Raw genomic sequence first — 26,080 nt, 5'->3', positions numbered from 1 at the left:
CGGTATGGCGGGTCAGGGCACTCGGGTCAGCGAGTTCGGGCTTGCTCTAGGGCTGTGCTTCTAGGGTAATGCACGCGCCCCTTCGGGGGAAGGTTGCGCAAAGCGGACGTTCCCGCTCGGGCGCGTCGCCCGCAGGGAGCCCCGAGGAGCCGTCCCGCGATAAGGTGTGACCGGTTGTACAGCTTCGCCGGGCGGCGCCCGGCGCGGCCCCGAACCCGCTTGAAGGGGAGGCCAGGTGCCCGGTTTCCAGACTGCGCTGGTGAACGCGGCGGCGGCCTGCGACGCGGCGGCCGCCCGCGCCTCGCTCGCGGCGCAGCGCCTCGGCGACGCCGCATTCCAGACCCCTGTGGACCCGGCGCTCCTCGCCGCCGAACGTCAGATATCCGACGCGGCCGCGGCTTCGGCGCAGCAGCTGCGCACCGATCCCGAACTGCTGCACGCGGGCCGCATCGTCCTGCACGAGGGCCGCACGCTGCCGCTGGTGGTGCCGTTCGGGTCCCGCGGACACCTCGCCACGTCCGTGGACGCGCGCGTCGAGGGCGTCGCGGCCCTGGTGCGCACCGCGGTCCTCCACGCCGTCGCGACCCGCGACGCGGGCGGGCTGCGCGTCGTCGGGATCGACACCGCGACCCTCGGCGCCTCCTTCGCGCCGCTGCGGCCCCTCGCCGACGCCGGGGTCATCGAGGCCGTCGCCACCGACTCCCGGGCCGCCGCCGACGCGGTCGCCCTCGCCGAAACCCAAGTGGCCGAGCACATCGCGGGCCGCCGCGCCGACCGGATGCTCCTGGTCGTGGCCTCGCTCGGGGACGCGCCGAAGACGCTCGTGGAGCGGATCGACGCGCTCGCGCGCTCCGGCCTCGCGCACGGCGTCACCGTCCTCGGCTGCGGCCTGCCGTCCCTCCCGCAGGCCGCCGTCATGCACGCGGTCGGCGACCACGTGGAGGTCACGAACCCGCCCGCGGCGCCGTTCGGGCGCGGCGAGCGGCTCGCGGCGCCCGTCGCCTGGCCCGACGCCCCCGATCCGTCCTTCGTGGCCGGCGAGGCGGCGCGGCTCGCGGAGCGGCACAAGGCCGCCGCGACGCTCTCGTTCGCCGACCTGCTGCCCGCGGCCCCCGAGGCCGGGGACCCCGCGAAGGGCCTGGAAGTCCTCATCGGACGCGACGCGGCCGGGGAGGTGCGGCTGCGGTTCGACGACGCGACCCCGCACTGGCTCGTCGGCGGGCGCACCGGCGGCGGCAAGACCGTGCTCCTCCTCGACGTCCTCTACGGCCTCGCGTCCCGGTACGCGCCTTCGGATCTGGCGCTGTTCCTCCTCGACTTCAAAGAGGGCGTGTCGTTCACGGAGTTCATCCCCACCGAGCGCGACCCGTCCTTCATCCCGCACGCGCGCGCCGTCGGCGTCGAGTCCGACCGCGAGTACGGGCTCGCGGTCCTCAAGACGCTCAACGAGGAGATGACGCGCCGCTCGAACGTCATGAAGCGCTACGGGGTCGCGTCCTTCGCGGGCCTGCGCCAGCACGAGGCGTACCCGCGGATCGTGTGCGTCGCCGACGAGTTCCAGGTGCTCCTCGCCGGGAACGACCGGGTCGCCTCCGAAGCGGTCGCGCTGCTGGAGAACCTGGCCCGCAAGGGCCGCTCGTACGGCGTCCACCTGGTGCTCGCCTCGCAGACGATCTCCGGCATCGAGGCCCTGTGGGCGAAGAAGGACTCGATCTTCGGGCAGTTCCCGATGCGCATCGCCCTGCCCGGCGCGCGCACCGTCCTGGAGCCGAACAACGATGCGGCCGCGCGGATCTCGCTCGGGCAGGTCGTCGTCAACCGGGAGGGCGGCACCGCCGGGGCCGACCGGGTGGCGCGCTTCCCCGACACCGACCCCGAGGCCATGCACCGCCTGCGCGAGCAGCTCGGCCGGGCCCACGCCGGGGTCGGCGCGCCGCGGGTCTTCTACGGCTACCGGCCCGTCCACCTCGCCGACGCCCTTCCCGGGGAACGAAAACCGGGACGTGCGCTCCTCGGCCGCGAAGTGTCCCTGCACCTCGCCGCCGCGGGAGTGGACCTCGACCGCAGACCCGGCCGCCACCTCGCCGTCCTCGGCTCCGACCCGGTCGGCGGCGAAGCCCTTGAGGCCGCGGTCGAATCGCTCGCCGGATCAGGGTCGACCGTGTGGGGCGTCGACTTCACCGGCGCCGCGATCATGCATCCTATATCCTATAGGATATCGGATTCGGAGTTCGCGGCCAAGCTCGGCGAGGTCCCCGACGACACGCTCATCGCCGCGTGGGGCCTCGACGCCGCCGCCCTCGACTCCAAGGGCCAGAAGGCACTCCGCGACCTGCTGCGGACCGGGCCCGCCCGCGGCGTCCACCTCCTCGGCTGGTGGCGGAACTTCCGCCGCTTCACCGACGACATCGGCGGGACCGCCGGGCGCGAGGACGTCGCCTGCGCGCTCGTCCTCAACCTCCCCGGCGGCGAGATCATGGGCCACTTCGGCACCCAGTTCCAGCACTGGAGCCCCCGGCCCGGCCGCGCGCTCCTGGTCGACCGGCACGCCGACACCGCGGGCGGGCGCCTCGTCGTCCCGTTCTCCCGCCCCGAAGGGCACGCGCCCGGCCCGCAGCGCAGCGGCGAGGGCACCGCGATCGAGAGGACCCGCCAATGAGCGCCTTCGACGACTACCTCGCCCAGGTCCGGCGCCTCGACGAAGCAAGGCGCAGCGCCGACGAGGCCGCCGCCGCCACGGCCACCGTGGCCGAGACCCTCGGGCAGCGCACGCAGCGGATCGCCGAGCAGGCGGCCGCGACCCGCACCTCCGTCGACGAGCTCGCGCGGACCGCCCGCACCGCTCCCCCGCAGCGCACCGCCGCACCCGCGCCGCTCGGCGACCCGCACGCCGAGCTCGCCGCCGCCGAGACCGACCTCCACACCGCCGCAACGGAACTCGAAGAGGCCCGCTTCCTCGCCCACCGCCCGCCCTGGCTCCCCCGGTGGCGGGCCGACGAGCGCAACGGCCTCATCTACGGGGCGTTCGCGCTCGTCTGCGTCCTCGTGCAGCTCGTCGTCCTGCGCACCGTTCGCGCCGACGACCTCACCGGCGCGGTCGTCCTCGGCGCGATCCTCGTCGCCGCGCCGCTCGCGGCGTTCTGCGCGGGCTGGCTCACGATCGGCGTCGCCGCCCGGCCCCGCATCGGCGACGAGGAGGCGAAGCTGGAGCGGAACTTCCGCCTCGGGCTCGTCCTGTGCGGCTCGACCCTGCTGGTCGCGTGCTTCGGGTTCTTCTCCTGAGCAGGGGCTTCCTATAGTCGAGTGACCCGAATGCCTCACCGTGCGGCTCGACGAGCTCGACGCGCTCGCCGCGGAGCTCGACCGGCTCTCCGGGAGCGGCGACTCGATTTGCAGCGCCGACGAGATGGCGGCGGCCTCGTTCGAGACGCTCTACAACCAGATGTGACCGGAGGCGGATGCCGTGGAGGCGATCGCGCAGTTCTTCCTGGAGACCGTGTTCGGCGCGGCCACGGGGGCGGCCCGGCGCCGCCGCGCGGCCCGGTTCGCCGCCGCGCACGGCCTGCGGGCCGGGGACGATGCGGGGCTCGACGAGCTCGACGCGCTCGGTGTCCGCTTCAACCGGCCTGCGGCCGACACGGCCGCCGGGGACCGGAGCGGGCGGCGCGTCGCGGTGTTCACCAACCCGGGGGTCTGGGACGGCAGGAAGCACGTGGCGTACCGGTTCGCCGCCGTGGCGCTGCGGCGCCCCGCCCCGGACCTGCTCGTCGCCGACCCCGGCACGGAGCGGTTCACGAAGCAGTGGTTCGACCCCGACGCGCGCTGCCTCGCCGTCCCGGTTCCGGCCGGTGCGAAGCGGACCGTCGTCGCCTCCGACCCGGCCGCCGCCAGCGCCGTCCTCGCCTCGCTGCCCGATCCGCTCGGTCGGCCGTGGATGGTCAGGTCGACCTGGGTCGCCGGCTGGCGCCGCGGACACGTCAAGCCCGAGGAGGACGCGGCGCTGCTCACGTTCCTCGCAGCCGCGGCCGACGCCGTCGAGCGCTAGCCTTCCCTGCGGCGCTTGAGCAGGTATAGCAGGCCCGCGACCGGCAGGACCAGCGGCACGTACCCGTACCCGGACCCGAAGTGGGACCACACGGACGGCTCGGGGAACCAGTCCGGGTCCGCGAAGCTCAACGCGCCCACCGCGACCACGCCGACGAGCTCGACGCCGACCGCCGCGAGGGCGGTGCGGGCCGCGCCGCGGATGATCGCGACCGCCGCGACCAGGTAGATCGCGGCGGCGACGGCGCTGAGCGTGAAGCTGAGCGGCGCGTGCGAGAACTTCGTCGCGACCTGGTAGCCCGCGCGGGCCCCCGCGGAGACCGCGAACACGATGTACACGAGCACGATCAAGCGGCCGAAGCCGTCGGCGAGGCGGCGCCGCGCCTCCGGTTCAGCCGACATGGATCTGGAACTCCCAGATCTGGTGGACGCGCAGCAGCAGCGCCGCGACGATGAGCCCCGACGCGGCCACCGTCCCGATCCCCCAGCGGCTGCGGTCGATCGACCCCCAGAAGCACGCGGCGACCGGCACGAGCAGGGCCGTGACCAGGTACGAGAAGAACAGCCCCGCGCCGCCGCCCGGCTCGCCGGGGACGATCGCGATGCCCGCGACCAGCTGCGCGAGCACGAAGACTTCGAGGACGCCGACGCCCGCGAAGTGGCGGCGGCCCACCCGCTGCGAGCGCGCCGTGTCCACGAAGAACCAGGCGCTCATCGCCAGCGCGGCGGCCTGGGCGGCGAGGTAGAGCCAGTCGATCACGCACCCGACGCTAATACAGGCCCGCGGCGCCGAATCCGAGGCCGCACCGCGAAGTGGCCGCGTACGCTGGAGCGGCCCCGCCCCTCACGTTCCCTTGCGTCCCCTCGACCACTTGGAGCCCATGTGTCCCTCAAGCGCGCCATCGCCGCCCTGCTGCTCGCCCTCTGGTTCGGCCTGACCGGCGCCGTCATCGTCTGGTGCGTCTCGTACCTGTTCTGGGGCGAGTACGAGACGGTGACCGTCCTCGACGACGGCGAGGACCCGAACTGCGTCGGCACCTGGTGCACCGACGGGTCCTGGATGCGGTCCCCCGCGCTGCGCGAGACCCCTTCGGGCCCAGAGGAGATCACGATCCTGGGCGACTTCGAGCCGGGCATGGAGCCGTCGACGCTCATCGGCCCGCTCCCAGGACTGGGCCTGTTCTCGCGGTTCGAGGCGATCCTCCCGCTGATCCTCGTGTTCGGGCCGTTCGTCACCTCGATCTTCGCCAACCTCGCGTTCTGGACCGACCGCGACTGACCTCCCGCACTGCCGCGGAAACGGCGTCTTGTCCCCCGCCGCGGCTAGACTTCGCAGCATGACCGACCTGACCCACGTGGACTCGACCGGTGCGGCCCGGATGGTGGACGTCTCCGGCAAGGACGTCTCGCAGCGCTCGGCGCTGGCGACCGGGCGGCTGCGCACGACGCCGGAGGTCGTGGCGGCCCTGCGGGAGAACTCCCTCGCGAAGGGCGACGCGCTCGCGACCGCGCGCATCGCGGGGATCATGGCCGCCAAGCGCACCCCTGACCTGGTGCCGCTGTGCCACCCGATCGCGATCAGCGGCGTGAAGGTCGACCTGACGGTGACCGACGAGGGCGTGGACATCGCCGCCCGCGTCAAGACCGCCGACCGGACCGGGGTCGAGATGGAGGCCCTCACGGCCGTGTCGGTGGCGGCGTTGACGCTGGTGGACATGGTGAAGGCCGTGGACCCGGCCGCTGTCATCTCGGACATCAAGGTCGAGGAGAAGCTGGGAGGGAAGACACAGGAATGGCGGCGCGAAGCGCCTCCGGTTCGGGGAAGCGAGCGCAGCGAGCGGCTGGGCGGGGCGACGGGTGAGGGCGAATGGCATCGATAAAGGTGACCGTCATCGTCGCTTCGAATCGGGCGGCCGATGGGGTTTACGAGGACGAGTCGGGGCCGATCCTGGCCGATGGGTTCCGTGCGGAGGGGTTCGCCGTGACCGGGCCGGTCGTCGTGCACGACGGCGCCGAGGTCGGCGCGGCCATGCGCGCGGCGGTCGCCGCGGGCGCGGACCTCGTGGTCACCTCCGGCGGGACGGGCCTGACCAGCCTCGACCTGACGCCGGACCAGACCAGCGAGGTCGTCGACTACGAGGTCCCCGGGATCGCCGAGGCGATCCGCGCGGCCGGGCTCGCGAAGACCCCGCACGCGGCGCTGTCGCGCGGGATCGCGGGCGTCGCCGGGCGCACGCTCATCGTCAACCTGGCCGGGTCGCGGGGCGCCGCGAAGGACGGCCTGGCCGTCCTCACCGGGGCCCTCATCGAGCACGCGGTCGCCCAGCTGCACGACGGCGACCATGAGAGGACAGCATGACCGACCCCATCACCTGGGCCGACGCCCGCGAGACCGCTTGGGCCGCAGGCTATGCCGCGAAACCGGCGCCCGCCGAGCTGCCGTTCGCCGAGGCCGCCGGGTCCGCGCTCGCCGCGCCCTTGACCGCCGTGTCCGACCTGCCCGCGTTCCCGACCTCCGCGGTCGACGGCTGGGCCGTCGCCGGCACCGGGCCGTGGCGCATCGGCGGCGAAGTGCTCGCCGGGCACGTCCCCGAGCCCCTGGCTTCCGGTGCGGCCGTGAAGATCGCGACCGGCGCGCAGGTCCCCGAGGGCACCGACGGCCTCATCCGCCTGGAGCACAGCACCGTGGAGGACGGCTACGTCTCGGGTCCGACCGACCGCGAATGGCGCGAGGCCGGAGAAGAGGCCCGCCACGGCGAGGAGCTCATGCCCGCGGGCACGCCCGTCACGCCGCCCGTGATCGGCCTCGCCGCCGCCGCGGGCCACCTGACGCTCCCCGCGCACGGGCGCCCGCGCGCCCGCGTCGTCGTCTTCGGCGACGAGCTGCTGACCAGCGGCGTCTCCGGGAAGGGCCGCATCCGCGACGCCCTCGGCCCGATGGTCCCGCACCTCCTCGTCGGCGCCGACGTCCAGGCGTCGATCGGCCCGGTCGCGGACACCCTCGAAGCGCACGTCGCCGCCCTGCGCGAGGCCCTCGCCGACGCCGACGTCGTCTGCACCACCGGCGGGACCATGGTCGGGCCCGTCGACCACCTGCACGCCGCGCTCGCCGAGATCGGCGCCGAGTACGTGCTCAACACCGTCGCCGTGCGCCCCGGGTTCCCGATGCTGTTGGCGCGCACCGCGGACGGCAAGTTCATCGCCGGGCTCCCCGGCAACCCGCAGTCGGCCGTGATCGCGGTCGTCACGGTCGTCGCGCCGCTCCTGGCGGGCCTGCGCGGCCTGCCGCTGCCGCCGCTGCGCACCGTCGAGCTCGCCGAGGACGTGCCGGGCCGCGGCTCGTTCACGCACCTCGCACTGGTCGACCCGGCCGGGCGGCGGCTCGCCCACCACGGTTCGGCGATGCTCCGCGGGCTCGCGGGCGCCGCCGGGTTCGCGGTCATCCCCCCTGACGACGCGGCCGCCGCCGGGACCGTCGTCGACCTCGCCACCGTCCCTGGAGTGTCGTCATGATCCGCGCCCGAGTCCTCGACGCCCCGCTCGACGTGTCCGAGCACGAGGCGGCCGTCTCGGCCGCCGAAGCCGGTGCGGTCGTCTCGTTCGCTGGGGTCGTGCGCAACCACGACCACGGCCGCGGCGTCCTGTCGCTGTCCTACGAGGGGCACCCGTCGGCGGGCGAGGAGCTGCGCCGCATCGCCGAGGAGATCGCCGCGCGTCCCGGCGTGCGGGGCGTCGTCGTCTCGCACCGGGTCGGGGATCTCGCGATCGGCGACCCGGCGCTGGTCGCGGCCGTCGCCGCGGAGCACCGCAAGGAGGCGTTCGAGGCGTGCGCCGACCTCGTCGACGAGGTGAAGGCCCGCCTGCCGATCTGGAAGCACCAGTACTTCGCCGACGGCACCGACGAGTGGGTCAACTGCCCCTAAGTCCTTCGGGTCGTCCTTCTTGCGGCCCACGGTCTTCACGAGGACCACGCCGAGCACGACGATGACGAGCAGGCCCAGCAGGATCGCGCCCAGTGCCGCGCCCGCCTCCGAGTCGCCTTCGGCCGAAGCGGCGAGCGCGAGGGCGGCGGCGTCCAGGCCGTGAGTCGTCTGCATGGCGCCCATGATGCCACGGGAGCGGCCCGGGAGCGCCGGGCCGACCGGCCGGCCGGTGGGGGGCTGGTCACATCGCGCACGCGGTGGCGTCGGGGCGCTACACACGGTCACCGTCTTGCCGGGAAATGGCCCGGTTGGCGGAGATAGTACCGCTCACCCTCGTGTTGACGATCGCCGGAAGTTGTGGTGTGCTTACGTCCATGGTTGAACCGATCCGATGGGGAATCCTGGCGACCGGCGGAATCGCATCGACCTTTGTGGAAGATCTTGCCCTCCTCGACGATTGCCGCGTCACCGCTGTGGCCTCTCGATCGGCGGAGCGCGCCGCCGCGTTCGCCAAGAAGCACGACATCCCTCACGCATGGGACTCCGTCCAGGCGCTCGCCGCCGACGACGAGGTCGACATCGTGTACGTCGCGACCCCCCACTCCCACCACTACCTGCCGACCCTCCGGCTCCTGGAGGCGGGCAAGCACGTCCTGTGCGAGAAGGCGTTCGCGTACAACGCGGCGCAGGCCCGCACCATGTTCGACGTGGCCCGCGAGCACCAGCGGTTCCTCATGGAGGCAATGTGGACCCGCTGCAACCCGGCGATCCGGGAGATGCGCCGGGCCATCAAGGAGGGCATGATCGGCGAGGTCGTGTCCGTCAACGGGAACTTCGCGACCGCCGGGGACATCCCGCCCTCGCACCGGCTCCGCAACCCCGAGCTCGCGGGCGGCGCCCTGCTCGACCTCGGCGTGTACCCGGTGACGTTGGCGCACTTGGCGCTCGGCGTCCCCGAGTCGGTGTCGGCCGTGGCCGTCATGGACGAGGTGACCGGCGTCGACGCGCAGACCGCGATCACGCTCCAGTACCCGAAGGCCGTCGCGCAGCTGTCGTGCTCCTACCGCGGCGGCGCCGCGAACGAGGTCACGATCGCGGGCACCGAGGGCCGGATCGAGCTGCGCGACTACGCGTACCGGCCCAGCGGGTACACGCTGGTGCGGTACAACGAGCCGCCGCGGGAGTTCGAGGCGCCGTACGTCGGCCACGGCTACGTCCACGAGGCCCTCGAAGTGCACCGCGCGCTGCGGCAGGGCCGCCTGGAGTCGACCCTGGTGCCGCCGCAGTCGACCCTTGAGGTCATGGAGATCCTCGACGAGGTGCGGGCCCGGATCGGGCTCCGCTACCCCGGCGAGACGCACCCCAAGCAGTCGTAGACCCAAGGGGCGCTTAGTACTCGATCGCCTTCTGCGCGGCCTCGCGCTTGGCGACGATCCCCGCGTGCTTCTCGCGCAGCCACGCGACGCGCGCCTCCGCGTTCTCGATCGCGGTGTCCTCGGCCTGCTCGACGAGGATGCCGCGGCTCGCGGCCTCGTCGCGGAAGATCCGGTCGAGGTTCGGCAGGAGCGCCATGACGGGGCCGGTGAAGTACCCGGTCGCGGCCTCCTTCGTGAAGATCCAGCCCTTGTACTCGATCTCGCACACGACCTGGCGGTGGCCCGCCTCGGGGTCGCGGATCGCGAGGTCGGCGACCATGGCCCACAGGGTGAAGATCGCGGAGGTGGCCTTCTCGGAGACCCAGCCGCGGCCCGGGACGGGCGGCAGGAGCGCCTCGATCGACTCGGTGAACGTGTCGGTCGAGAGCTTCTGGAGGATCCCGTCGAGCGAGCGGGTCCGGATCGCCTTCACCTTGTGCCACTTGGCGGTCCCGCCGTCGAAGCCGACCTCCTTCGGGCCGATGTCGATCGTCCCGAAGTTGTCGAGCAGGCCCAGCAGCAGCCCGGTCCCGGTGGGCGGCTTGCTCCCCGCGGTGATGAGCTTCGCGAGGCTCCACTGCCATTCCTCCTGGACCGGCTGCGCCGGAAGGGGAAGCCGGGCGAGCAGCTCCTCGAAGTCGCCCTCCTTGAACGCGGACTTGGTGTTCGCCGCGAAGTCCACGGCCGCGTCGCGCTTCTGCACCGCGTAGCCCGTCACGTCGTCCACTTTGCCCTTGGCGAATCCCGTTGCGGCGTCGCGCTTCTCGCGGGCGCTCTCCACGCCGACGTCGACGACCATCTTCCCTGCGTCCTGGGCGCGCTGCTTCATCTGCTCCAGGCGGTCCTTCATTCCCATGCGAGCAACATACCGGTGTCGGGCAACCGGGCGGTGACCCTGCGGCGCCGGACGGGGGCCGGGCCGCAGGGGCCCCTAGCGTTCGAGGTTGTCGCGGGCGCGGTCGCGCAGGTGCTCGGGCATGTCGCGGTTGACGATGCCCATGACGTCGATCTTGTCGCCGACGAGGGACTGCGCCATCTGCGCCATCTTCACCGCGTGCGTGGCGGTGGCCTCCTGGATGAGCGCCATGATCGTCGGGGACAGCGACTGGTGCTGGCGCATCGAGGACTCGTCGATGCCGATCTCGGCGACCTTGCCCTCGGCGTCGAGCTTGACGCGGATGCGGCCGTCCTCGGAGAAGACCTCCACGGCGTCGGCGCCGAGCCGCTCGCTGAGCTCGTTGAACTTCGCGAGCATCGACTCGGCCTCCGCCTGCATCTGCTCCAGGCGGCGCATCATCGCCTCGGGGTCGGTCGGGCGCTGATCGCTCATCGGGGCTCCTCGGGGTCGATGGGGGCGAGGCCGCTGCCGCCGAGGTCCTCGGGCGTCAGGGCTGTGCCCATGACGGCGCCGACGCGCTGCGCGAGGTCGGCCTGCGTGCGCCGGTCGGCGTCCCGGATCGTCTCGACGATGAGCTCGCCGAGCTCGACGCCGGACAGCTGGAACGCGCTCATGCGCAGGTCGAGCACCTTGATGTTGCCGGCGGCGCCGGTCACCACGCGGACCGAGCCGTCCTCGCTGACGGCCTCGCCTTCGAGTTCGACCGCGATGCGCTCGATCTCGCGGGCCTTACGCCGCATGTCCTCGGCCGGATCCTCCGGCATACCGCTCACCTCCCGGGGCAGGCGCGGCCGGATGGGTCGGCCGCGATCACACGATGCTAACGGCACCCTGCTAGCACCGGTCACGGGTGTGAACAGGTTCGTCACTGGCGCCGGTTTGGGGGGCTTCGCTATATTGACGTCAGTCCGCTCCGCCCCCGTCGATCAGAGGTGTCCCATGGGTGAACCGGTTGGCGTCACGCCCGCCCAGCTCGAATCCGCCGAGCAGCAGCTCCGCGGGCAGGTCCCGGCCGCGCAGCAGCTCCAGGGCAAGGCCGACGACGACGGCCTCGACATGATGGCGTGGGGCGTGCCCGGCCTGTTCTTCTCCCCGGGCTACTACCAGATGCTGGGCGAGCTGCGCGAGATGTTCGAGATGCTCACCGCGGGCCTCGAAGGCCACGCCGGGCGACTCAAGGACTGCCGCGAGTCGTGGGAGACCGCGGACATGGACACCGCGAAGGAGTTCAGCCAGTTCTCGCCGGAGGGCATCGGCGGCTCCATCCAGTGGGGCGGCTCGACCTTCACCGACGGCGACGGCAACTTCCAGATGTTCGAGATCGGCGAGTCGAAGAAGCAGTCCTACGCGAAGCCGATCTTCGGCGCGATGGACACCGTCGAGAAGATCCAGAAGGTCGGACGCGCCGAGAACGCCGGGGAGCTCATCGGCGCCGTCGCCGACGTCTCGAACTCGCTGCTCGGCACCCTCAACGACGTCGCGCAGGCGATCACCGACCCGCTCATGTTCCTCATCTCCGCGGGCCTGGACTTCCTCATCTCGCTCATCCAGCCCATCGACGACCTGGTCGGCATGGTCACCGGCAACGGCGAGCGCATGAACCAGGAGATCCAGCGCTGGGACCCGATCAAGGACGCGCTGCCGCCGATCGGCGAGGCCGTCGCGAAGGTCCCCGAGGAGATGCTCACCGCCTGGTCGGGCAAGGACGGCGACGCCGCCCGTGAGAAGATCGCCGAGTTCGCCGAGGCCGTCGTCGACGTCGGCGACAAGATCCAGGTCATGCAGGGGCTCCTCCAGCTCACCGAGCTCATCGCGACCCTCATCCGCAAGACCCTCCTCGACATCGCCGGGAAGTGGGCGAGCCAGCAGATCATCACGTGGGCCGCGGCCGGGCCGCTCTCGGCCGTGACCTTCGGCGGCGCCGCCGTCGCCGCGATGATCAACTCGATCCGCTCCGCGATCCAGTCGATCGTCTTGGCCATCCGCCGCTACAAGACCGCCGTCGACGCGTTCCTCCAGGCCAACACCATCCTCGGCCGCGTCGTCGAGACCCTCGGCAAGGCCGCGTCGCCGCTCGCCGAAGCCGGGATCAAGTCCGTCGGCATGGTCGGCAACCTGGCCGGCTCGGGCGCGCCCTCCGACTCCTCGATCGTCGACGGGCTCAACGGCTAGTGGAGGCCGCCGGGCGCGCGTTCCGGGACCCGCAGGACGTCGACGACGCCCCGCGGGCGGCCTACCGCGACCGGGACGGGCGCCGCCACGAAGCGCCCGGCGCCCCGACGCTGCGCTTCGACTCCGTCGAGGACTACCGCGCGGGCCGCTCGGCCGCCGCCGACCCCGGGCCCGGCTCGGGCCTGCTCGACGTCCTCGTGTGCACCGCGGCCACCGCCGACCGGACCGGCGTGCTCCTCCTCGACGGCGCTCCGGTCGCCGCCGGGGACGGCCGCTACCAGGTCGAGGTCGCCCCGGGGACGCACCGGCTCGACGTCCAGGGCGCCGACGCCGCCAGCGCCGTGTTCACCGTCGCCGCGGGCGAGCGCGTCCACTTCACGACCGGGCAGGGCGTGGCCGTGCGGCACCAGGTCGACTACCGGACCCAGCTGTACCGGGTGCGCGACGCCTCCGACCTGCTGCCGGTCCTCGGCGGCCGGGCCGCGAACGTCTCGGGCGCCGGGTGCCTCATCGCGGTGGTCGGCGCGATCGCGCTCGCCTTCGCGATGGTCGCCGTCCCGCTGTCGGACGGCGGGACGTTCGGCGCCGTGGCGGGCGCGATCGGCGGCGGCGGCGGGCTCGTGCTCATCGGCGGCGCGGCCATGGGCATCACCGCGACCCGCTCGCTCCACAAGCGCGCCAAGGCGAACCGACTCGAATCCGCGCGCACCGACGGCGGCGCGACCGCATATCCGTCCGCTGAGGACGCCCGCGGGAAGGCCCAGGGGCTGCTGGTCGTGTACGACCTGTTCCTGTACCGCCTTTCGCGGGCCGACGACGGGACCCTGGCGTACGAGGGCACCGGCGAGGCGCTCGCCCTCGCGCACGCCGGGCGCCTGCGCGCCTGGATCGACGGCGCCGAGGTGCCGTGCGACTGGGCCGCCTGGCACTACCCGCTTGCGCCTGGGCCGCACCGGTTCCGCGTCGACTACGACGGCGAGACCTCGACCGAGTTCACTGTGGACGTCCCCGTGCACGGCGACGCGGCCGTGCTCCACGTCCCGGTCCGCGTCTTCCGCGTCTGGGACGGAACCGGCTTCGAGCCCCTGCCCGCCCAGATCGCGCACCGGATCACCAAGCGCGCCAAGACCGCCGTGGGCCGGGTGTACCAGAACAACGCCGACCCCGACGACTGGGTGCCGCCCCGGATCTGGCCTCCCGCTTAGTTACTGGTGCCGCCGCCGCAGGTCCACGCCGGACCCGTCGGCGAGCGTGATGCGCCGGTAGAGCCCGGCGGGCTTGGTGCGCCGCAGCATCCGGGTCTTGCGGAAGCGGTGGTCCTCGTCGTACGCGTACTGCTCACGCGGGATCTCCAGCACCGTCTCAAGTGGAACCGGCCCGTCGATCTTCGTCTCGGGACCCGAGCCGCTCCAGAACTTCCCGTAGCTCCGCTGCACGGCCACGTGCGCCACCCGCCGGTCGGTGAGCACCCACCAGCCGCGCCGCCGCAGCGCGGGCGTCACGAGCCGCCCCATCATCGAGCCCTCGCCCTCGCCGCGCAGGACCACCCCGGGTCCCTTGATGCGCTTGGGCTTCCCGCTGTCGCCGCCGCTGCCGGTGATGCCGTCGGCCAGAGCCACGAACACGATCGCGATCAGCACCGAGAACACGATCCACAGCAGCGCCAGCCCGACGACCTTGGCGACCTGCTTCGCGAGCTGGCCCGCGGTCCAGCCCGGGTTCGGGATCCCGTCCAGCGCAGGCAGCTTCCACACCGGCACCGCTTCGAGCAGGCGCTCGCCGGGGCGCAGCCAGTTCTCCTGGAGCACCCGCTGCGCGTCGCGCTTGAGGTCGAGCTTCGGCGGGCGCGTTCCTGTCATGCGCCGAGGCTACCGCCGCGGGCGGGCCGCAGGGACCGTCGACCCCTAGTAGGAGGTCTCGATGGACCTGGAGCGGAAGTCGGAGAGGCGCCAGACGTAGATGCCGACGGGCCCGGTCGCGACGGCGAGGGCGGCGGGCCAGGCGTCCTCGGCTCCGGTGGCGAGATGCTCGTCGAGGAGGTCGAGGTCGGCTCTGTAGGAGTACGCCGACCAGACGGCGAGGACGAGCACCAGGCACCAGCCCCACCAGGGGACGCCGGTCGCGAACAGCCCGCGCCCGGTCGCGGCGAGGGCCGCGTTGACGAGGGCGAGGGCCGCGAGTCCTGTTGCGGCGGTGGCGGGCACGACGACGAGGGACGCCCTGGTCCCCCAGGGCGCGCGCCGGATCGCGAGGGCGGCGAGGCCGGTGAGCACGGTGCCGAGCAGCGCGTTGGCGAGGAGCCCGCCCGAGCCGAGGTCGAAGGCGGTGCCGAGCCAGGCGAGGAGGCAGCCCTGCGCGACCGCGTAGAGCGCGGCCACCGCTGCGCTCGAGACGGGCCGGAACGTGCCGTAGACGAGCACGGCGGCCGTGACCGCGAACCCGGCGGCGCCGATGAGGTTCGCGGTCGGCCCCGGCCACTCGCCGCCGGGCGGCCACTCGCTCGGCTCGGCCGCCCACGCGGACATGGCGGTCCAGGCGACGGCGCCCGATATGAGGGTGGCGGCCAGCAATGCCGCGGCGCGGTTCAGGATCTGCTCCGCGCCGATCGGGGCCGAGTGCGGGGATCGCGTCTCTTGATGCTTGAGAAGGCGTCTGAGGAGTCTGTTGCCGCGTGCCATTCCGTGCCGTTCTCCATTGCGATTCCTGGGGCGGATTCAGGCTACGACAGGCGTTCCAACCGGCTTGCACTGGTTGACTACACTTGGTGACGCCCGCATCTCCCGCCCCTCGGAGTGAACCGATGACATGGATCAATGTCGATGCCGAAACGCTGCGCCAAGCGGCCGCCGCCCTGCACGAGTCGGAAGGCGAGATCTTGGCCCTCGCCGATTACGCGAAAGAGGCCGACCCCGAATGGTGGATGTGGGGTGTGGCCGGTCTGGTGATGGCTCCGGCGTATTTCGCACTCGCCGACTACTTCCATTCCGCCGTAACGGATTCGGTCGAGGCCGTGTCCGGTCTGGCCGACCGCATCCAGGCGTGCGCCGACGAGCACGCCGGCAATGACGCGGCCATCGCGGCCGAACTGGAGCGCATCGGCGGCGACCTCAGGGGAGGCAAGTGATGTCCGACGACGTCAAAGAGCCGACCTGGGACGAGCAGGCGCCGCACCAGTCGGACAATCCCACGGTCAGCGGCGGCGACGCCTGGAAGGCCGTGACCGGCCAGGGCTCCCCGGACGCGAGCAGCGACGGCGGCCTGATCCACCAGGCCGTCGACGGGTACCGCAACCCCGACGGCACCACCACGAAGGCGACCTCCACGGGCCTGAACGTCTTCAAGAGCGTCGCCTCTCCCGTTGTCGCCGTGCAGAACACGATCACCAACGCCGGGAAGATCGAGGGCCTGACCGACTGGGACGGCTACGCGAACCTCGTGACCGGCCTGGCCGGGGACATCACGGCCGTCCAGGGCGCTTCGGAGGAGTTCTGGAACTTCGTCGAGGGCGTCACCGACCCGAAGTTCGACCCGGTGCAGTGGCTCGCGGGCACGCTCATCGACTTCCTCATCCAGATCTTCCAGCCGCTGGAGGACCTCGTCGGCATCGTCTCCGGCAACGAGACCCGCATGAAGACCTCCGCGTCGATGTGGAACTCGGTCTCCCAGGGCGCCCCGCAGGTCGGCGAGTACATCGCCGCGGCGGGCGGCGACATCCTCGCGGACTGGCAGGGCGAGGACGGCGACGCGGCCCGCATGCGCGTCTCCGAAGCGGCCGAGGTGATCAACGGCCTCGGGTACCTCGCCGTCGGCATGGAGGGCCTCCTGACCTGCATGGCCGACCTCGCGAAGGCCCTCCGCCAGGACATCGTCGACCTCCTCGCCAAGGGCGTCTCCTGGGCCCTGACCCGGCTCCTCCCCCAGGTCGCCGCTGGCATCGCGACCTTCGGCGCGACCGTCGCCACCGCGATCGTCGACGCCGTCTACAAGGTCGCCTCGATGCTCCTCAAGGCCTTCAACCGCATCCGCCAGGCCACCAGCATCTTCGCGCGGGCCGCGCAGGTCCTCGCGAAGATCTGGGCCGTCCTGGACAAGATCAAACCGGTCCTCGAATTCCTGAAGGACCACAAGAACGCGATCGTCACGGGCGCGGGCATGGTCGAGCAGGCCACCGGCTGACGAAGGGACGCAGCAAAGACCGGGCCGGTGGCGCAACGCCACCGGCCCGGTCCTCTTACCTTGTCTCGCTACGCGTAGGGGTCGTCCTTCTCGTTCCCGATCCCCCACACGTCGTCGTCCTCGGTGAGCCAGGTCCCGGACTCCCCGTTCTCGTCCCCGGGGCCGCCCATGCCGCGTCCGCCGCCGGCACCCATCATGCCGCCGGCCATGCCGCGACCGCCGGCACCGGCGCCCATCTTGCCGCCCATGCCACCGGGCCTGCGGCCCCCGGCACCTGCGCCGCCAGCGCCGCGACCGGCGCCTCCGGCGCCCATCATGCCGCCCATGCCACCGGCGCCGATACCGCCGCCGACGCCTCCACCGAGGCCGCCGCCGGCACCGCCTCCGGGCAGGCCACCGCCGGCGCCGCCGCCGGGAAGACCGCCGCCGCCGAGACCGCCACCGCCGCCACCGGCCAGACCACCCGAAGGCAGGTCGTCGGGGTCGGGCGTGGACGGCTCCCACGGGTTGTCGTCGAGCCCGCCCGGGTCGTTGCCGCCCGGGAGATCAGGACTGCCGGGGAGGTCCGGGTTATCGGGGTTACCAGGCATGTCCGGGGTCGACGGCGACACCGGCTTCATGCCGCCCGGGGGCTTCATGTCGCCGAGCCCGGGAGGCGTCCCGCCGCCGGGGGGCGAACCGCCGTCGAGGCCGCCGGGCGGCTCGGTGTTGCCGTCGTTGAAGGTCGTCGGCTCCGACTGCCCCGCTTCGGGCTTGATCTCCGTGACCGCCATGTTGGTGTTGCTCGTGCGGTCCGTGATGTCCTCGTTGACCTGGGTGGCCTGCGCTTGCAGCTCCTCCTGGCCGTCGGTGCCGAGGCTGTCGGTCGCGTCCTTGGCGTACTCGTCGGCGCGGGTGCGGGCGAGCTCCTCGCCGCGCATCCCGTCCTCTTCGTAGTCCGGGTACTGGTTCGTGTACTCGATGTACGCGTTGTACGTCCGCTCGCGCTCTTCCTGGACCTCGTCGACGATGGTGCTGTCGAACCCGGCCCACTCCATGGCGACCTTGGTCTCGTCGTCCGGGAAGACCTCGCACTCGGGGAAGTACGGCGGCCGGATGTGGATCTTGTGCGAGCAGGCCGCGGCGTCTTCGAGGTGGAACTTCGGCGAGGGGTAGGGGCATTCGTCCCCGCCCTGCTGGGCCAGGATTTCCGACGCCTTGTCATTGAGATTCTTGACGGCCCCGCCGAGGCTCGTGTCCTCGCCCCAGATGTCGCCGAGGACCTTCTGGCAGTTCTTGATGACCTTCTCGACCTGCTCCTCGAAGGCGTCGTAGTCGTCGCCTTGCCATTCCTCCGCGAGCGTGGTCAAACCGTTCTTGAGTTCCACCGGAATGTCGCTGAGGCTGCCGCACAGCGTTACCCACAAGCTGCTGATCTTGGTGATCGCGTAGTTGTCCGGATCCGCCGGCCGCAGCGAAGCCACGAGCGATGCGATCGACTCGCCGTTCGGGAGCGCGTAGGACTGGATCTCGCGCGACGGCCGGATGTTCGCGGTCGCTCCATCGCCATTCGGCACCGCCGACATGAGCTTGAGCCAGGCTTCCTCCGCCGGGTCGACCGTCTTTGCAGTGCACTCGCTGAGCCCGCAGGTGGGGGTCTTCATCAGCTCGTTGATCCGAGCCTGGATCGCGGAGTTCGCGATCCCCTCCTGGGCGTCGCCGTACTCTTCGGTCTCGAATTCTTCGGCCATGTCTAGAGCCCGCTCTCTTTCTTGGCGAGGAGGTCCGAGTAGGTCGTCGGCATATAGTCGTTCAGCATCCAGTCGACGATCGACTCATCGGTGAAGGGGTAGACCGGGTCCGCGCCATCCTGGACAGCGGGGTCGGTCGTGTAATCGATGAAAACGTAGAGGACGAGATCGCCCTTGTAGGCGATCGCATCAGCATTGAACCCGGTGTTCGAGGCCCCCGCATAGTAATAGGAGCCGTCCCAGTCGCCCTCGATTTCGCCTTCCTGCACGTTCGAGTACTCGGTTCCACCGGTCTCGATGGCCTCTTTCAGCTGGTCGACACGCTCCTGGAAGTTCTCGGCCGCCTCCGAGTCGGATTCCCACGGAGCCACGCCGACATCGATGTTCGCGGTACCGGGAATCTCCTTGTCACCGGTGACCTCGTTCTCCATAAGGTAGACAGCCAGGTTCGCCGCCCCGCCGCAGTTGAACGCCTCCCCGTCAAGGCCGCCGGGGATGTCGCTGGACATGATCCCGTTGGTGCCCCAGTCAGTGACACCCATGAAGTCTTGTACCGCCTGGACGTCGTCGAGCGCCTCGCAGCCGTCCCACTCGGCCATCACGCCGTACGAGCTGGAACCGGAGCTGTCGCCGCCGTCGGGGTTGTTCGTGCCGTTCTCACCGGGCACCGGGGGTTCGTTGCCGCCGCAGCCGGTCAGCAGGAGGCCGGCGGCGCCCGCGACGGCGAGGCCCCGGATGAAGGTCAGGTTTCGGGTCACGTTGGTGGATCCTCTCTCTCGGTCGCCCGGTTGCCGGCTGACCACTCTCACAGCTGGTTGTCGAAGTCCTGGCCGCTGGCGTCGTCGGAGTCCTCGTGCTGCTTGGCAGTGTCTTCGAGGGAGTTGACGATGCCGTCGAGGGCTTCCCGCAGCGCCTGGAGGTTGTTCCAGGTGGTCTCGTGGAACGTCGTGTACGTCGTACGTGCCTGCTCAGACCCGTCCAGCACCCCGAACGCGGGCAGCTTGCCGAGGGGCTGCCCGTTCCTCATCTGGGAGATGATCTCGTCCTCGAGCTTGTCGAGCTGCGCTTGGACAGTGCGCTGGTAGGCGCGCAGCGCTTCTGGATCGACCTTCGGCATCGCATTTCCTGTCTGTGAGTTCAGTACCTGCGGTACGGTCCCCCGACGTGCGGTCGGACTCCATCGCGCGAGGACGCGGTGGGCAACTGCGGAATCGGGGCGCTGCCTGGCGTCCTTCGGGGGGATTACGCGGGTCTCGGCGGTAAGTTCACGGTTCAGGTTAGCAGGGGTGTGCAAACCGTGCGCCTGTAGACAACCGGGTCGTCACGCATGGTGACCACCGGCCGCGACATGCGGAAAGAGGCCGGTTCAGGCGTAGAGGTCGTCGCCGTCGGCGAGGTTGCGGAGGTCGGTGGCGGTCTGGTGGTCGACGGTGCCGCCGTTGTCGATGGCGGACTGGAGGCCGGCGCGGAGGCCGTGGAGGGTGCCGCGGAGGTACTGGAGGTTGCGCCAGGTGGTGGCGTGGAAGTCGGCGTATTCGGCGGCGGCGTGCTCGGTGGCGCCGGGAGAGGAGCCGAAGGCGGGGGCCTTCTTCAGGGCGCCGTCGCGCAGGGACGGGACGATGTCGTTCTCCAGCTCGTCGATGAGGTCGCCGAGGAACTGCCGGTAGCGTTCGAGCGCGGCGGGGTCGAAGGCGCGGTTGGCCATGCGGGGGCTCCTTGTCTAGGCGTAGGGGTCGTCGTCTTCGTTGACGAAGCCCCACATGTTCGCGTCTTCGACCAGGTCGACGTCGGGTTCGCGGTCCTTGTCCTCGGCGGGCGCGCCGCGACCGGCCGCGCCGGGGGCGCCCATCATCGGGGCGCCGCCGCTGCGGGGAGCGGCGGCAGCGGCCGAGGCGCCCGCGACCGTCGCCGCGGCAGGGGCGGCGAACGAGGTGGGGCCCGCGCCACCGTTCGACACCGGGGACGCGGCCGCAGGGGACGCGAAGGCGCCGCCGCCGAGCGGAGCCGCGCCGGGAGCGGTGCCGCCGCTGGCGAGGCCGCCGGAGGCGCCGTCGTCCTCGGCGGGCTCCTCGGCGTCCCCGGAAGGCGGGTCGCCCGCGGGCGGTTCCAGGGACGGGTCCTCGGTGGCGCGCGGCGAGGAGGCCCCGGCGGGCTGGTCCATCGGCGGGGGTTCGAGGTCCATGTAGGCGGGGTCGGCGGCGGCCGGGTAGGGCTTGTCGCTGCGGACGGTGCGCACGGACCGCTCCTCGCCGTCGGTGTCGGCGCTGCGCTGGCTCACGTCGTCGTCGACCTCGGCCTGGCGGGCGTCGTAGGCGCCCCAGCTCTGGTCGACGAGGGTGCCGTAGTGCTCGACGGCGTCGGCGACGGCGAGCTCCTTCGCCTCCTCGACGGTGAGGCCCTTCGTCGGGTCGAGGCCTTCGCGCTCGATGGTGACGGGGCTGGAGTAGTAGTCGATGTAGTGGACGATCCGCTCGTCGATGTAGTCGATGACCTCGGTCGCGAGGTCGGGTTCGGCGCCGCCGAGGGCGAGCACGTGCTCGGCGTCCTGGCAGGTGTACTGGAGGCAGTCGCCGTGCCACCAGGCGGGCCGCACGTGCACGGACACCCAGCTGTGCCACTCGCCGTCGATCCAGAACTGCGGTGCGGGGTAAGGGATCTCGCCGGAGTCGCCGCCCTGGATCGCGTAGAGGGCGTCCTCGGTCGCCTGGAGGCTCGCGACGGTGGCGTCGACGTCGTCGATGAGGTCCTCGACGAGCTCGCGGGTCTGCCCGCAGGCGGCCTCGAACGCGTCGAAGTCGGTGCCGGACCAGCCTTCGGCCAGGTCGGCGAGGTTGGAGCGGATCCGCTCGGACCAGTCGGCGAGGCGGCCGGAGACGTCGTCGGTCCAGGCGGCGCGCAGGCGCGCGAGGGAGTGCGCGTCGGCTTCGGCGGGGCGGACCGCGGCGACGGCGTCGCGGAAGTCGGCCTCGGTCGGGTACGCCATCCCGGACTCCTTGGGCCGCAGCCGGAACAGCTGCCGCTCGACCGGCACGGCGGACACGAGCTGCTGCCAGGCCTGCTCGGAGGGGTGTGCGGTCGCGTTGCCGCACGCGGCGTTCGAGCAGCCGGGCCGCACGGCGACGATGGCCTCGTCGGGCTGGGTCTCGATGTCGGGGGCGGGCGCGACGGACCCGAACGCGGGCGCGGCGGCGGCCGGGGCGGCAGGGTCGAGGCCCTGGTACGAGTCGTTGTCGCTCATCGATACTCACCTCGCGAGGGGACGGGTGGCCGGTCCCCCACACGGTACCAACTGGAGGCGCCCCGCGACAGCACTCACGGCCGCGGCCGCAGGCGCCTCCGCAGGAGCCACGCGGCGAGCGCCACCGGCGCCACCAGGAAGACGGTCACGACGACGACGGGAGCGAGGTGCGCGGCGGTGCCGGTCCCGGCCGTCCACGCCGTGGGACGGCCCCACCAGTCCGGGTGCAGCGGCGCGGGTTCGACCAGGAACGCGTCGAGCACCGCACCTTCTTTACAGCGGCCGTCGACCTCGACGTCGACTTCGACCGCGGGCCCGCCGTCGGCGGGGCTGAAGGCCCCCGTGCACACCTCGTCGCCGCTGCCGGAGGTGAAGCCCTGCTCGACCACGACCGTGCCGTGCGTCCCGGCCCCGTCCGCGGCGGCCCGGAACTCGAAGTAGCGCACCAGGGTCGCGGCGAGCGCGAGGAGCGGCACGGCCACGGCCAGCGCCAGCACGATGCTGGCCCTAAGCGCCATTCGACCGACTCGGGGTTGGTGAACCGGTCGGGGGCGTGGTCCTCCCACAGGTTCAGCAGCGAGTCGGGGATGCCGAGGGCGGGGCCGCCGCCGTCGAAGAGCGCGCCGGTCTCGCCGTCGCCCTTGTACATCGGGAAGATCGAGGAGACGCCTTGGAAGACGTGCATGGCGTTGGCGACGGAGGCGTGGCGGCCGCCGGGGGTCATGGTGGCGACGTTGATGCCGTAGACGAGGAGCCCTTCGAGCATGTTGGCGAGCCCGGCCCCGGCGATGTCGAGCGGGTCGACGGGGTTGCCCTTGATCTTCTGGTATCCGAAGGTGACGGCGGTGAGGCCCCCGGTGAGGGCGGCGCAGCCGGTGGACACGGCGATGAGGTACGCCTCGAAGCTCTTCATGGAGGCGACGAGGCTGGTGGCGACGGTCTGGGCGCTGGCCATGATCGCGGGGGCGCCGGGGGCGGTGAGGACTCCGGCGAGCGCGGCGAGGTAGGCGGCGAGGAAGGCGTCCATGACGACGGTGCAGGCGGTGAGGAACAGCCAGTAGACGGTGAGCATGGCGGCGAACGCGAGGAGCTGCGCGCCGATGAGGAACGCGGTGACGGCGAGCTCCTGGAGCTGGGCCTTGACGTTCGCGGCGGAGGCGCGGAACGCGTCGGCGTCGTCGCCGGACCAGTTGCCGTCGTTGACGGTGTCGACCTCGGCCTGGAGGGCCTCGGCGGCGGCGGTGTTCTTCTCGGCCAGGCAGACCCAGGCTCCGGCGGCCTTGAGGATGTCGCCTGGGTTGCACTGGTTGAGGTAGATGCTGGTGGCCATGGACTGGACGGCGAGGCCGAAGACGATCGCGGGCGGCGCGATGGCGACGGCGCAGGACTTGATGACGCCGTTGTAGTACGGCGACATCTCCTCCCCTGCGTCGTAGAGGCTCTGCCCGGTTGACATGCGGCGGCCCCCTCAGTTGCCGCCGAACGCCCGGGCGCAGGCGTCGTCGGTGTCGGTCATGTCCTGGGCGCAGGCGTCGAGGGCGTCGCGCATCTGGCGGAAGCCCTCGGCGGCGCCGGCCATGGACTCGGTGACGGTGGCGGTCGCGAGGGAGTACGCGGCGGCCATGGGGAGGGTGACGGTGGTGTAGAGGCTGCGGTCGATGGCGCTGAGCTCGGGGAGGTCCTCGTTGGTGGATTCGAGGACGGGGACCACGTTGGCGTCGATGCCCGCGCCGAGGCCGCGGACGAACTCGGGGTCGAAGATCCGGGTCATGTGCGTCCTGCCTTCCTCTGGAGGGTCTCGTTGGCCTTGGCGATCCCGTCGAGGATGCGGCCGGTGGCCTCGCCCGCGCGCGCGGCGTCCTCGGGGGCATTGTCGATCGTCTCCGCCACTTCCCCGGGGAGGGCGGCGTGGGCGCGGTCTTCGGCGAGGCGGCGGACCTCGTCGCGGGCGCGGGCGATGAGGCCGGTGAGGGCCTCGCCGAGGCCGTCGATGCCGCGGCCGCGGGCATCGGGTCCGATCCACACTCCGGCGACGGCGCGTTCGGAGCTGGAGGTGACGGAGCAGTCGCCTTCGTCGGTGAAGACTTCGGCGGTGAGGACCTCGCGGGCGGGTTCGGCGCGGGCGGTCTGGGCGGCGCGCATGGCGTTGAGGACGCCGTCGAGGCGGTTGGCGATGGCGCGGTCGAACTCGGGGTCGCGGCTGAGGGTGTTCGCGGGGGCCTCGATGCCGAGGCGGCCGCGGACGGCGGCGGCGAAGTCCTCGTAGCCGCCGGTGGCGGCGGCCTGCTGGAGTCCGGCGACGGCGTCGATGCCTGACGCGAGGTTCGCGTCGGACTCGGCGCCGGGCCGCGGGAGGGTCCCGGCGAGTTCGACGATGAGCTTGGCGATGGCGGCGGGCGGCTGGCCGAAGCCGGTGGTGGTGATCTGGACGGTGATGCGGCCGTCGAGCACGCGGAGCGTCACGTGCTCGTCGAGGTCGGTGAGGACCCGGTCGGCGTCGTTCACAGTCGCGGCTCGCTTCGCTGGAGGTCACTCCGAGGATAGCGAACCGCGCTCACAGTGACCGACCGCGTTTCGCAGGCGCCGGTGCTCAGGCGGTGCGGTCGGCTCCGGCTTCGGTGCGCCCGTTGTCGCCGTTCTCCAGGGGCCAGACGGTGGCCTCGACGGAGCCGACGAGTTCGAGCGGGCCGACGAGGGAGGCGGTGCGGGCGACGGTGAAGTCGTCGAGCGCGAGGAGGCTGATGCCGCCGCGGCTCTGGGCGACGGCGGCGTAGAACGCGCCGGTGCCCTTGTCCTGGAAGACCCAGCCGGGGCGGGTGTCGGTGGGGATGGTGGGGACGCCGGGTCGGGCCGCGGGGAGGCTTCCGGTGGAGGTGAGGTCGGGGGCGTACGGCGACTGGGGGGCCTGGCGCGGCTCCGGCGCGTACTGGTGCGGCTGGTCCTGCGGGTCGGGTTCCACGGGCGTCTCCGTGTAGTCGGGGATCTGGTAGCGGGTCGGGTCGCCGGAGACCGGGATCGGCGGCGGGGCCGCGTGGTGGTCGGGGACGGCGATCAGGGTCCGCATCTCGATCTTGCCGGCGACGACGCTGACGAGCCACAGCCCGGCGGCGAGGGCGAGGAGGTCCACGCCCACGGCGAGGAGTACCCGCAGGTTGGCGTTCAAACCGGTGCCGAACTGGGCGAGGGAGAACAGCCCGGCGGCGAGGGCGAAGACGACGAGTCCGGCGAGGGCGCCGGTCATGACGGCGGGGCGGCCGAGCCGGGGGGCGGGGGCCGAGGGCCACTTCTCGGAGGCGCGGACGCCGCCGAGGGCGGCGGCGGCGAGCGCGGCCACCGCGAGACCGGCGACGGCGAAGGCGACGGCCGCGGCGGTGAGCCGGCCGGCGATGTCGTCGATGTAGTCCATGGTGGTCTCCGCGAGGTCGGTGCTCGGCCGGTGGGCCGGCGGATCGGGCTGGCCCGTGAGGGCTGTCGGGCTCTATTGTGCGGTGCCGCTTGAGCGTAGGGCACCCGGCTCTCCCAGTTTAGTGTCGGATTGCCGACACGGAGTGATCGCGGCCATCGGATTGATACTTCCCGGCTTATCTGTTTCAGTTGCGGTTGTCCGGTCTCACGGTCGCTCTTCGAGCCGACGAAGGTGCGTTCCGTCAGGGGTCCGGCATATGATGAGGGCAGACCCCGCAATGGGTTGGGAGACAAGAAACATGAGTGAAAATTGCGTTACGTGAGGTTCTAGTGGCTCGTGTGACGGAAGGATGGGACTGATGACTGTGAGAGAGACACTCTGGACGGTGGCCGCGCACGCCCAGGCCGGCGCCGAGATCAACACGCAGGGGATCATCGGGTTCTTCCTGTCCAAGATCGCCCCGATCCTCCTGGCCATCCTCGGCCTCATCTTCATCGCCCGGGCGAACAAGGGCGAGGTCAGCCGCGTCCTCACCTCGTCGACGATCGCGATCATCGGCATCGCGTTCATCGCGGGCGCGGTGGTCCTGGTCGCCGTCGGCGGCGGCCTGGTCGACGTGCTGTTCAGCCAAGAGGACTAGCATCCCGCATCGCCCCTTAGAGGAAGGCCGGACGGAGGACGCCCATGCGCTTGCGCACCGACGACGACATCTACCGTGCCCGCCTGCTGTACCTCGGCCCTCCCGGGTACACGCTCCCCGTCCACCTCCCGTACGGGCAGTACGGCGCGTTCGCCGCGCTGCTGGCGATGTTCATGTTCGTCCGCTGGGCCTTCACCGGCGACGTCGACCTGTTCCCCGCCATCGAGATCTCCCTCGCCCTCGTGACGACCTCGCTGATCTTCCGCTACGTCGACGCCGACCGGCCCGCGACCACGGTCCTGCGCACCCTGCTCACCGACTGGAAGCACACGCGCGACTCCGGCCACGAGGTCCGCATCCCGGCGTTCACGACCCGTTCGATCCGCCTGCGGCCCACGCTCGTGGAGCCCGTCCGAACTGAGGAGCGCCTATGAGCGG

The 26,080-nt window shown here is 71.9% G+C and carries 32 protein-coding genes; 16 read left to right on the top strand and 16 right to left on the bottom strand.

Translation table 11 applies throughout. The features are described 5' to 3' along the window. Positions 1-235 precede the first annotated feature (235 nt). Genes B0I28_RS06900 through B0I28_RS06890 form a run of 4 tightly spaced genes read left to right on the top strand, consistent with a single transcriptional unit; the run spans position 236 to position 4,045 of the window. Positions 236-2,659: an FtsK/SpoIIIE domain-containing protein gene (locus B0I28_RS06900; RefSeq protein ID WP_106363048.1), complete on the top strand. Its 2,424-nt coding sequence runs from the start codon at positions 236-238 to the stop codon at positions 2,657-2,659. Then, positions 2,656-3,282: a hypothetical protein gene (locus B0I28_RS06895; RefSeq protein ID WP_106363047.1), complete on the top strand. Its 627-nt coding sequence runs from the start codon at positions 2,656-2,658 to the stop codon at positions 3,280-3,282. The genes B0I28_RS06900 and B0I28_RS06895 overlap by 4 nt, the downstream gene beginning before the upstream one ends. A 40-nt stretch (positions 3,283-3,322) precedes the next feature. Then, entirely contained in the window at positions 3,323-3,448 is a 126-nt protein-coding gene (locus B0I28_RS28225; RefSeq protein WP_281260919.1) for a hypothetical protein, read from the top strand. Between the two features lie 15 nt (positions 3,449-3,463). After that, positions 3,464-4,045 carry a hypothetical protein gene (locus B0I28_RS06890; RefSeq protein ID WP_106363046.1) on the top strand — a complete coding sequence of 194 codons (582 nt, stop codon included), beginning with the start codon at positions 3,464-3,466 and terminating at the stop codon, positions 4,043-4,045. Here the strand turns inward: B0I28_RS06890 and B0I28_RS06885 are convergent. Beyond that, on the bottom strand, positions 4,042-4,446 hold the full coding sequence (locus B0I28_RS06885) for a hypothetical protein (protein WP_106363045.1): 405 nt from the start codon (positions 4,444-4,446) through the stop codon (positions 4,042-4,044). The two genes, B0I28_RS06890 and B0I28_RS06885, sit on opposite strands and share 4 nt — an antisense overlap. Beyond that, positions 4,436-4,804: a hypothetical protein gene (locus B0I28_RS06880; RefSeq protein ID WP_106363044.1), complete on the bottom strand. Its 369-nt coding sequence runs from the start codon at positions 4,802-4,804 to the stop codon at positions 4,436-4,438. The genes B0I28_RS06885 and B0I28_RS06880 overlap by 11 nt, the downstream gene beginning before the upstream one ends. A gap of 123 nt (positions 4,805-4,927) precedes the next feature. Here B0I28_RS06880 and B0I28_RS06875 point away from each other — a divergent pair, with 123 nt between their 5' ends. From B0I28_RS06875 to B0I28_RS06850, 6 genes are all read left to right on the top strand, one after another. Beyond that, entirely contained in the window at positions 4,928-5,323 is a 396-nt protein-coding gene (locus B0I28_RS06875) for a hypothetical protein (RefSeq protein WP_106363043.1), read from the top strand. A 58-nt stretch (positions 5,324-5,381) separates the two neighbouring features. After that, complete coding sequence (moaC, locus tag B0I28_RS06870) at positions 5,382-5,924, top strand: cyclic pyranopterin monophosphate synthase MoaC (RefSeq protein WP_106363042.1); 543 nt, start codon at positions 5,382-5,384, stop codon at positions 5,922-5,924. Next, on the top strand, positions 5,912-6,403 hold the full coding sequence (locus tag B0I28_RS06865) for a MogA/MoaB family molybdenum cofactor biosynthesis protein (protein ID WP_106363041.1): 492 nt from the start codon (positions 5,912-5,914) through the stop codon (positions 6,401-6,403). The genes moaC and B0I28_RS06865 overlap by 13 nt, the downstream gene beginning before the upstream one ends. Further along, on the top strand, positions 6,400-7,557 hold the full coding sequence (locus B0I28_RS06860; RefSeq protein ID WP_106363040.1) for a molybdopterin molybdotransferase MoeA: 1,158 nt from the start codon (positions 6,400-6,402) through the stop codon (positions 7,555-7,557). Before B0I28_RS06865 ends, B0I28_RS06860 begins: the two co-directional genes overlap by 4 nt. Further along, complete coding sequence (locus tag B0I28_RS06855) at positions 7,554-7,967, top strand: molybdenum cofactor biosynthesis protein MoaE (RefSeq protein ID WP_106363039.1); 414 nt, start codon at positions 7,554-7,556, stop codon at positions 7,965-7,967. Before B0I28_RS06860 ends, B0I28_RS06855 begins: the two co-directional genes overlap by 4 nt. Before the next feature lie 374 nt (positions 7,968-8,341). Next, the gene (locus B0I28_RS06850) at positions 8,342-9,343 is read left to right on the top strand and encodes a Gfo/Idh/MocA family protein (RefSeq protein WP_106363038.1); all 1,002 of its coding nucleotides are present in this window, start codon (positions 8,342-8,344) and stop codon (positions 9,341-9,343) included. A 13-nt stretch (positions 9,344-9,356) separates the two neighbouring features. Here the strand turns inward: B0I28_RS06850 and B0I28_RS06845 are convergent, their stop codons facing one another. The 3 genes from B0I28_RS06845 to B0I28_RS06835 all read right to left on the bottom strand — a co-directional run bounded on the left by B0I28_RS06845 (position 9,357) and on the right by B0I28_RS06835 (position 11,044). Next, positions 9,357-10,238, bottom strand: coding sequence for a hypothetical protein (locus B0I28_RS06845; protein ID WP_146147994.1), 882 nt, complete (start codon positions 10,236-10,238; stop codon positions 9,357-9,359). A 75-nt stretch (positions 10,239-10,313) separates the two neighbouring features. Beyond that, complete coding sequence (locus B0I28_RS06840; protein ID WP_106363036.1) at positions 10,314-10,712, bottom strand: YbaB/EbfC family nucleoid-associated protein; 399 nt, start codon at positions 10,710-10,712, stop codon at positions 10,314-10,316. Then, positions 10,709-11,044 (bottom strand): YbaB/EbfC family nucleoid-associated protein, encoded by a 336-nt coding sequence (locus tag B0I28_RS06835; protein WP_106363035.1) that lies wholly within the window; start codon positions 11,042-11,044, stop codon positions 10,709-10,711. Before B0I28_RS06835 ends, B0I28_RS06840 begins: the two co-directional genes overlap by 4 nt. A gap of 175 nt (positions 11,045-11,219) precedes the next feature. On the opposite strand from B0I28_RS06835, the gene B0I28_RS06830 reads away from it, so the two are divergent. Beyond that, positions 11,220-12,452: a hypothetical protein gene (locus B0I28_RS06830; protein WP_106363034.1), complete on the top strand. Its 1,233-nt coding sequence runs from the start codon at positions 11,220-11,222 to the stop codon at positions 12,450-12,452. Further along, complete coding sequence (locus B0I28_RS06825; protein ID WP_106363033.1) at positions 12,452-13,657, top strand: hypothetical protein; 1,206 nt, start codon at positions 12,452-12,454, stop codon at positions 13,655-13,657. Before B0I28_RS06830 ends, B0I28_RS06825 begins: the two co-directional genes overlap by 1 nt. Here the strand turns inward: B0I28_RS06825 and B0I28_RS06820 are convergent, their stop codons facing one another. Together B0I28_RS06820 and B0I28_RS06815 are read right to left on the bottom strand one after the other, a co-directional pair. Next, positions 13,658-14,311, bottom strand: coding sequence for a hypothetical protein (locus B0I28_RS06820; RefSeq protein ID WP_106363032.1), 654 nt, complete (start codon positions 14,309-14,311; stop codon positions 13,658-13,660). It lies immediately after the preceding gene. Between the two features lie 45 nt (positions 14,312-14,356). Further along, entirely contained in the window at positions 14,357-15,130 is a 774-nt protein-coding gene (locus B0I28_RS06815) for a Bax inhibitor-1/YccA family membrane protein (protein WP_106363031.1), read from the bottom strand. Between the two features lie 122 nt (positions 15,131-15,252). On the opposite strand from B0I28_RS06815, the gene B0I28_RS06810 reads away from it, so the two are divergent. Both B0I28_RS06810 and B0I28_RS06805 read left to right on the top strand, forming a co-directional pair. Further along, positions 15,253-15,576: a hypothetical protein gene (locus B0I28_RS06810; protein WP_106363030.1), complete on the top strand. Its 324-nt coding sequence runs from the start codon at positions 15,253-15,255 to the stop codon at positions 15,574-15,576. Beyond that, the gene (locus B0I28_RS06805; protein ID WP_106363029.1) at positions 15,576-16,628 is read left to right on the top strand and encodes a hypothetical protein; all 1,053 of its coding nucleotides are present in this window, start codon (positions 15,576-15,578) and stop codon (positions 16,626-16,628) included. The genes B0I28_RS06810 and B0I28_RS06805 overlap by 1 nt, the downstream gene beginning before the upstream one ends. 68 nt (positions 16,629-16,696) lie before the next feature. On the opposite strand, the gene B0I28_RS27155 is transcribed toward B0I28_RS06805, so the two are convergent. The 9 genes from B0I28_RS27155 to B0I28_RS27150 form a co-directional block, all read right to left on the bottom strand. Then, a complete protein-coding gene (locus B0I28_RS27155) occupies positions 16,697-18,358 on the bottom strand; it encodes a hypothetical protein (RefSeq protein ID WP_181245670.1) in 1,662 nt (553 codons plus the stop codon). 2 nt (positions 18,359-18,360) lie between these two features. Continuing rightward, positions 18,361-19,116 carry a hypothetical protein gene (locus B0I28_RS06795; RefSeq protein WP_106363028.1) on the bottom strand — a complete coding sequence of 252 codons (756 nt, stop codon included), beginning with the start codon at positions 19,114-19,116 and terminating at the stop codon, positions 18,361-18,363. A gap of 47 nt (positions 19,117-19,163) precedes the next feature. Beyond that, positions 19,164-19,475 (bottom strand): hypothetical protein, encoded by a 312-nt coding sequence (locus B0I28_RS06790; RefSeq protein ID WP_106363027.1) that lies wholly within the window; start codon positions 19,473-19,475, stop codon positions 19,164-19,166. A 249-nt stretch (positions 19,476-19,724) separates the two neighbouring features. After that, complete coding sequence (locus B0I28_RS06785; protein WP_106363026.1) at positions 19,725-20,063, bottom strand: hypothetical protein; 339 nt, start codon at positions 20,061-20,063, stop codon at positions 19,725-19,727. A 15-nt stretch (positions 20,064-20,078) separates the two neighbouring features. Continuing rightward, positions 20,079-21,596, bottom strand: coding sequence for a WXG100 family type VII secretion target (locus B0I28_RS06780; RefSeq protein WP_106363025.1), 1,518 nt, complete (start codon positions 21,594-21,596; stop codon positions 20,079-20,081). Positions 21,597-21,741: 145 nt separating this feature from the next. Continuing rightward, a complete protein-coding gene (locus B0I28_RS06775) occupies positions 21,742-23,052 on the bottom strand; it encodes a WXG100 family type VII secretion target (RefSeq protein ID WP_106363024.1) in 1,311 nt (436 codons plus the stop codon). 12 nt (positions 23,053-23,064) lie between these two features. After that, a complete protein-coding gene (locus tag B0I28_RS06770) occupies positions 23,065-23,367 on the bottom strand; it encodes a hypothetical protein (protein WP_106363023.1) in 303 nt (100 codons plus the stop codon). Next, the gene (locus B0I28_RS06765; protein ID WP_106363022.1) at positions 23,364-24,101 is read right to left on the bottom strand and encodes a hypothetical protein; all 738 of its coding nucleotides are present in this window, start codon (positions 24,099-24,101) and stop codon (positions 23,364-23,366) included. Before B0I28_RS06765 ends, B0I28_RS06770 begins: the two co-directional genes overlap by 4 nt. An 85-nt stretch (positions 24,102-24,186) precedes the next feature. Then, positions 24,187-25,002 carry a hypothetical protein gene (locus tag B0I28_RS27150; protein ID WP_181245668.1) on the bottom strand — a complete coding sequence of 272 codons (816 nt, stop codon included), beginning with the start codon at positions 25,000-25,002 and terminating at the stop codon, positions 24,187-24,189. Between the two features lie 358 nt (positions 25,003-25,360). Here B0I28_RS27150 and B0I28_RS06755 point away from each other — a divergent pair, with 358 nt between their 5' ends. Together B0I28_RS06755 and B0I28_RS06750 are read left to right on the top strand one after the other, a co-directional pair. Beyond that, positions 25,361-25,642, top strand: a complete 282-nt coding sequence (locus B0I28_RS06755; protein ID WP_106363021.1) for a hypothetical protein — start codon at positions 25,361-25,363, stop codon at positions 25,640-25,642. Positions 25,643-25,686: 44 nt separating this feature from the next. Next, entirely contained in the window at positions 25,687-26,076 is a 390-nt protein-coding gene (locus tag B0I28_RS06750) for a hypothetical protein (RefSeq protein ID WP_219926602.1), read from the top strand. Positions 26,077-26,080 lie beyond the last annotated feature (4 nt).

Origin of the sequence: Glycomyces artemisiae, assembly GCF_003002955.1 — a bacterium.
Lineage (GTDB): Bacteria > Actinomycetota > Actinomycetes > Mycobacteriales > Micromonosporaceae > Glycomyces > Glycomyces artemisiae.
Note: the sequence above shows the minus strand (reverse complement) of the source record. Positions and strands in the feature narration are given on the sequence as shown.

Bases quoted from the DNA above. Each gene is read 5' to 3' on its own strand.
- B0I28_RS06845 (WP_146147994.1), bottom strand. From the start codon at position 10,238: ATGGGAATGAAGGACCGCCTGGAGCAGATGAAGCAGCGCGCCCAGGAC.
- B0I28_RS06855 (WP_106363039.1), top strand. From the start codon at position 7,554: ATGATCCGCGCCCGAGTCCTCGACGCCCCGCTCGACGTGTCCGAGCAC.
- B0I28_RS06750 (WP_219926602.1), top strand. From the start codon at position 25,687: ATGCGCTTGCGCACCGACGACGACATCTACCGTGCCCGCCTGCTGTAC.
- B0I28_RS06810 (WP_106363030.1), top strand. From the start codon at position 15,253: ATGACATGGATCAATGTCGATGCCGAAACGCTGCGCCAAGCGGCCGCC.
- moaC (WP_106363042.1), top strand. From the start codon at position 5,382: ATGACCGACCTGACCCACGTGGACTCGACCGGTGCGGCCCGGATGGTG.
- B0I28_RS06820 (WP_106363032.1), bottom strand. From the start codon at position 14,311: ATGACAGGAACGCGCCCGCCGAAGCTCGACCTCAAGCGCGACGCGCAG.
- B0I28_RS06790 (WP_106363027.1), bottom strand. From the start codon at position 19,475: ATGCCGAAGGTCGATCCAGAAGCGCTGCGCGCCTACCAGCGCACTGTC.
- B0I28_RS06850 (WP_106363038.1), top strand. From the start codon at position 8,342: ATGGTTGAACCGATCCGATGGGGAATCCTGGCGACCGGCGGAATCGCA.
- B0I28_RS06805 (WP_106363029.1), top strand. From the start codon at position 15,576: ATGTCCGACGACGTCAAAGAGCCGACCTGGGACGAGCAGGCGCCGCAC.
- B0I28_RS06770 (WP_106363023.1), bottom strand. From the start codon at position 23,367: ATGACCCGGATCTTCGACCCCGAGTTCGTCCGCGGCCTCGGCGCGGGC.
- B0I28_RS06780 (WP_106363025.1), bottom strand. From the start codon at position 21,596: ATGAGCGACAACGACTCGTACCAGGGCCTCGACCCTGCCGCCCCGGCC.
- B0I28_RS06785 (WP_106363026.1), bottom strand. From the start codon at position 20,063: ATGGCCAACCGCGCCTTCGACCCCGCCGCGCTCGAACGCTACCGGCAG.
- B0I28_RS06815 (WP_106363031.1), bottom strand. From the start codon at position 15,130: ATGGCACGCGGCAACAGACTCCTCAGACGCCTTCTCAAGCATCAAGAG.
- B0I28_RS06840 (WP_106363036.1), bottom strand. From the start codon at position 10,712: ATGAGCGATCAGCGCCCGACCGACCCCGAGGCGATGATGCGCCGCCTG.
- B0I28_RS06860 (WP_106363040.1), top strand. From the start codon at position 6,400: ATGACCGACCCCATCACCTGGGCCGACGCCCGCGAGACCGCTTGGGCC.
- B0I28_RS06755 (WP_106363021.1), top strand. From the start codon at position 25,361: ATGACTGTGAGAGAGACACTCTGGACGGTGGCCGCGCACGCCCAGGCC.
- B0I28_RS06835 (WP_106363035.1), bottom strand. From the start codon at position 11,044: ATGCCGGAGGATCCGGCCGAGGACATGCGGCGTAAGGCCCGCGAGATC.
- B0I28_RS06895 (WP_106363047.1), top strand. From the start codon at position 2,656: ATGAGCGCCTTCGACGACTACCTCGCCCAGGTCCGGCGCCTCGACGAA.
- B0I28_RS27150 (WP_181245668.1), bottom strand. From the start codon at position 25,002: ATGGACTACATCGACGACATCGCCGGCCGGCTCACCGCCGCGGCCGTC.
- B0I28_RS06830 (WP_106363034.1), top strand. From the start codon at position 11,220: ATGGGTGAACCGGTTGGCGTCACGCCCGCCCAGCTCGAATCCGCCGAG.
- B0I28_RS06885 (WP_106363045.1), bottom strand. From the start codon at position 4,446: ATGTCGGCTGAACCGGAGGCGCGGCGCCGCCTCGCCGACGGCTTCGGC.
- B0I28_RS06865 (WP_106363041.1), top strand. From the start codon at position 5,912: ATGGCATCGATAAAGGTGACCGTCATCGTCGCTTCGAATCGGGCGGCC.
- B0I28_RS27155 (WP_181245670.1), bottom strand. From the start codon at position 18,358: ATGGCCGAAGAATTCGAGACCGAAGAGTACGGCGACGCCCAGGAGGGG.
- B0I28_RS06775 (WP_106363024.1), bottom strand. From the start codon at position 23,052: ATGTCAACCGGGCAGAGCCTCTACGACGCAGGGGAGGAGATGTCGCCG.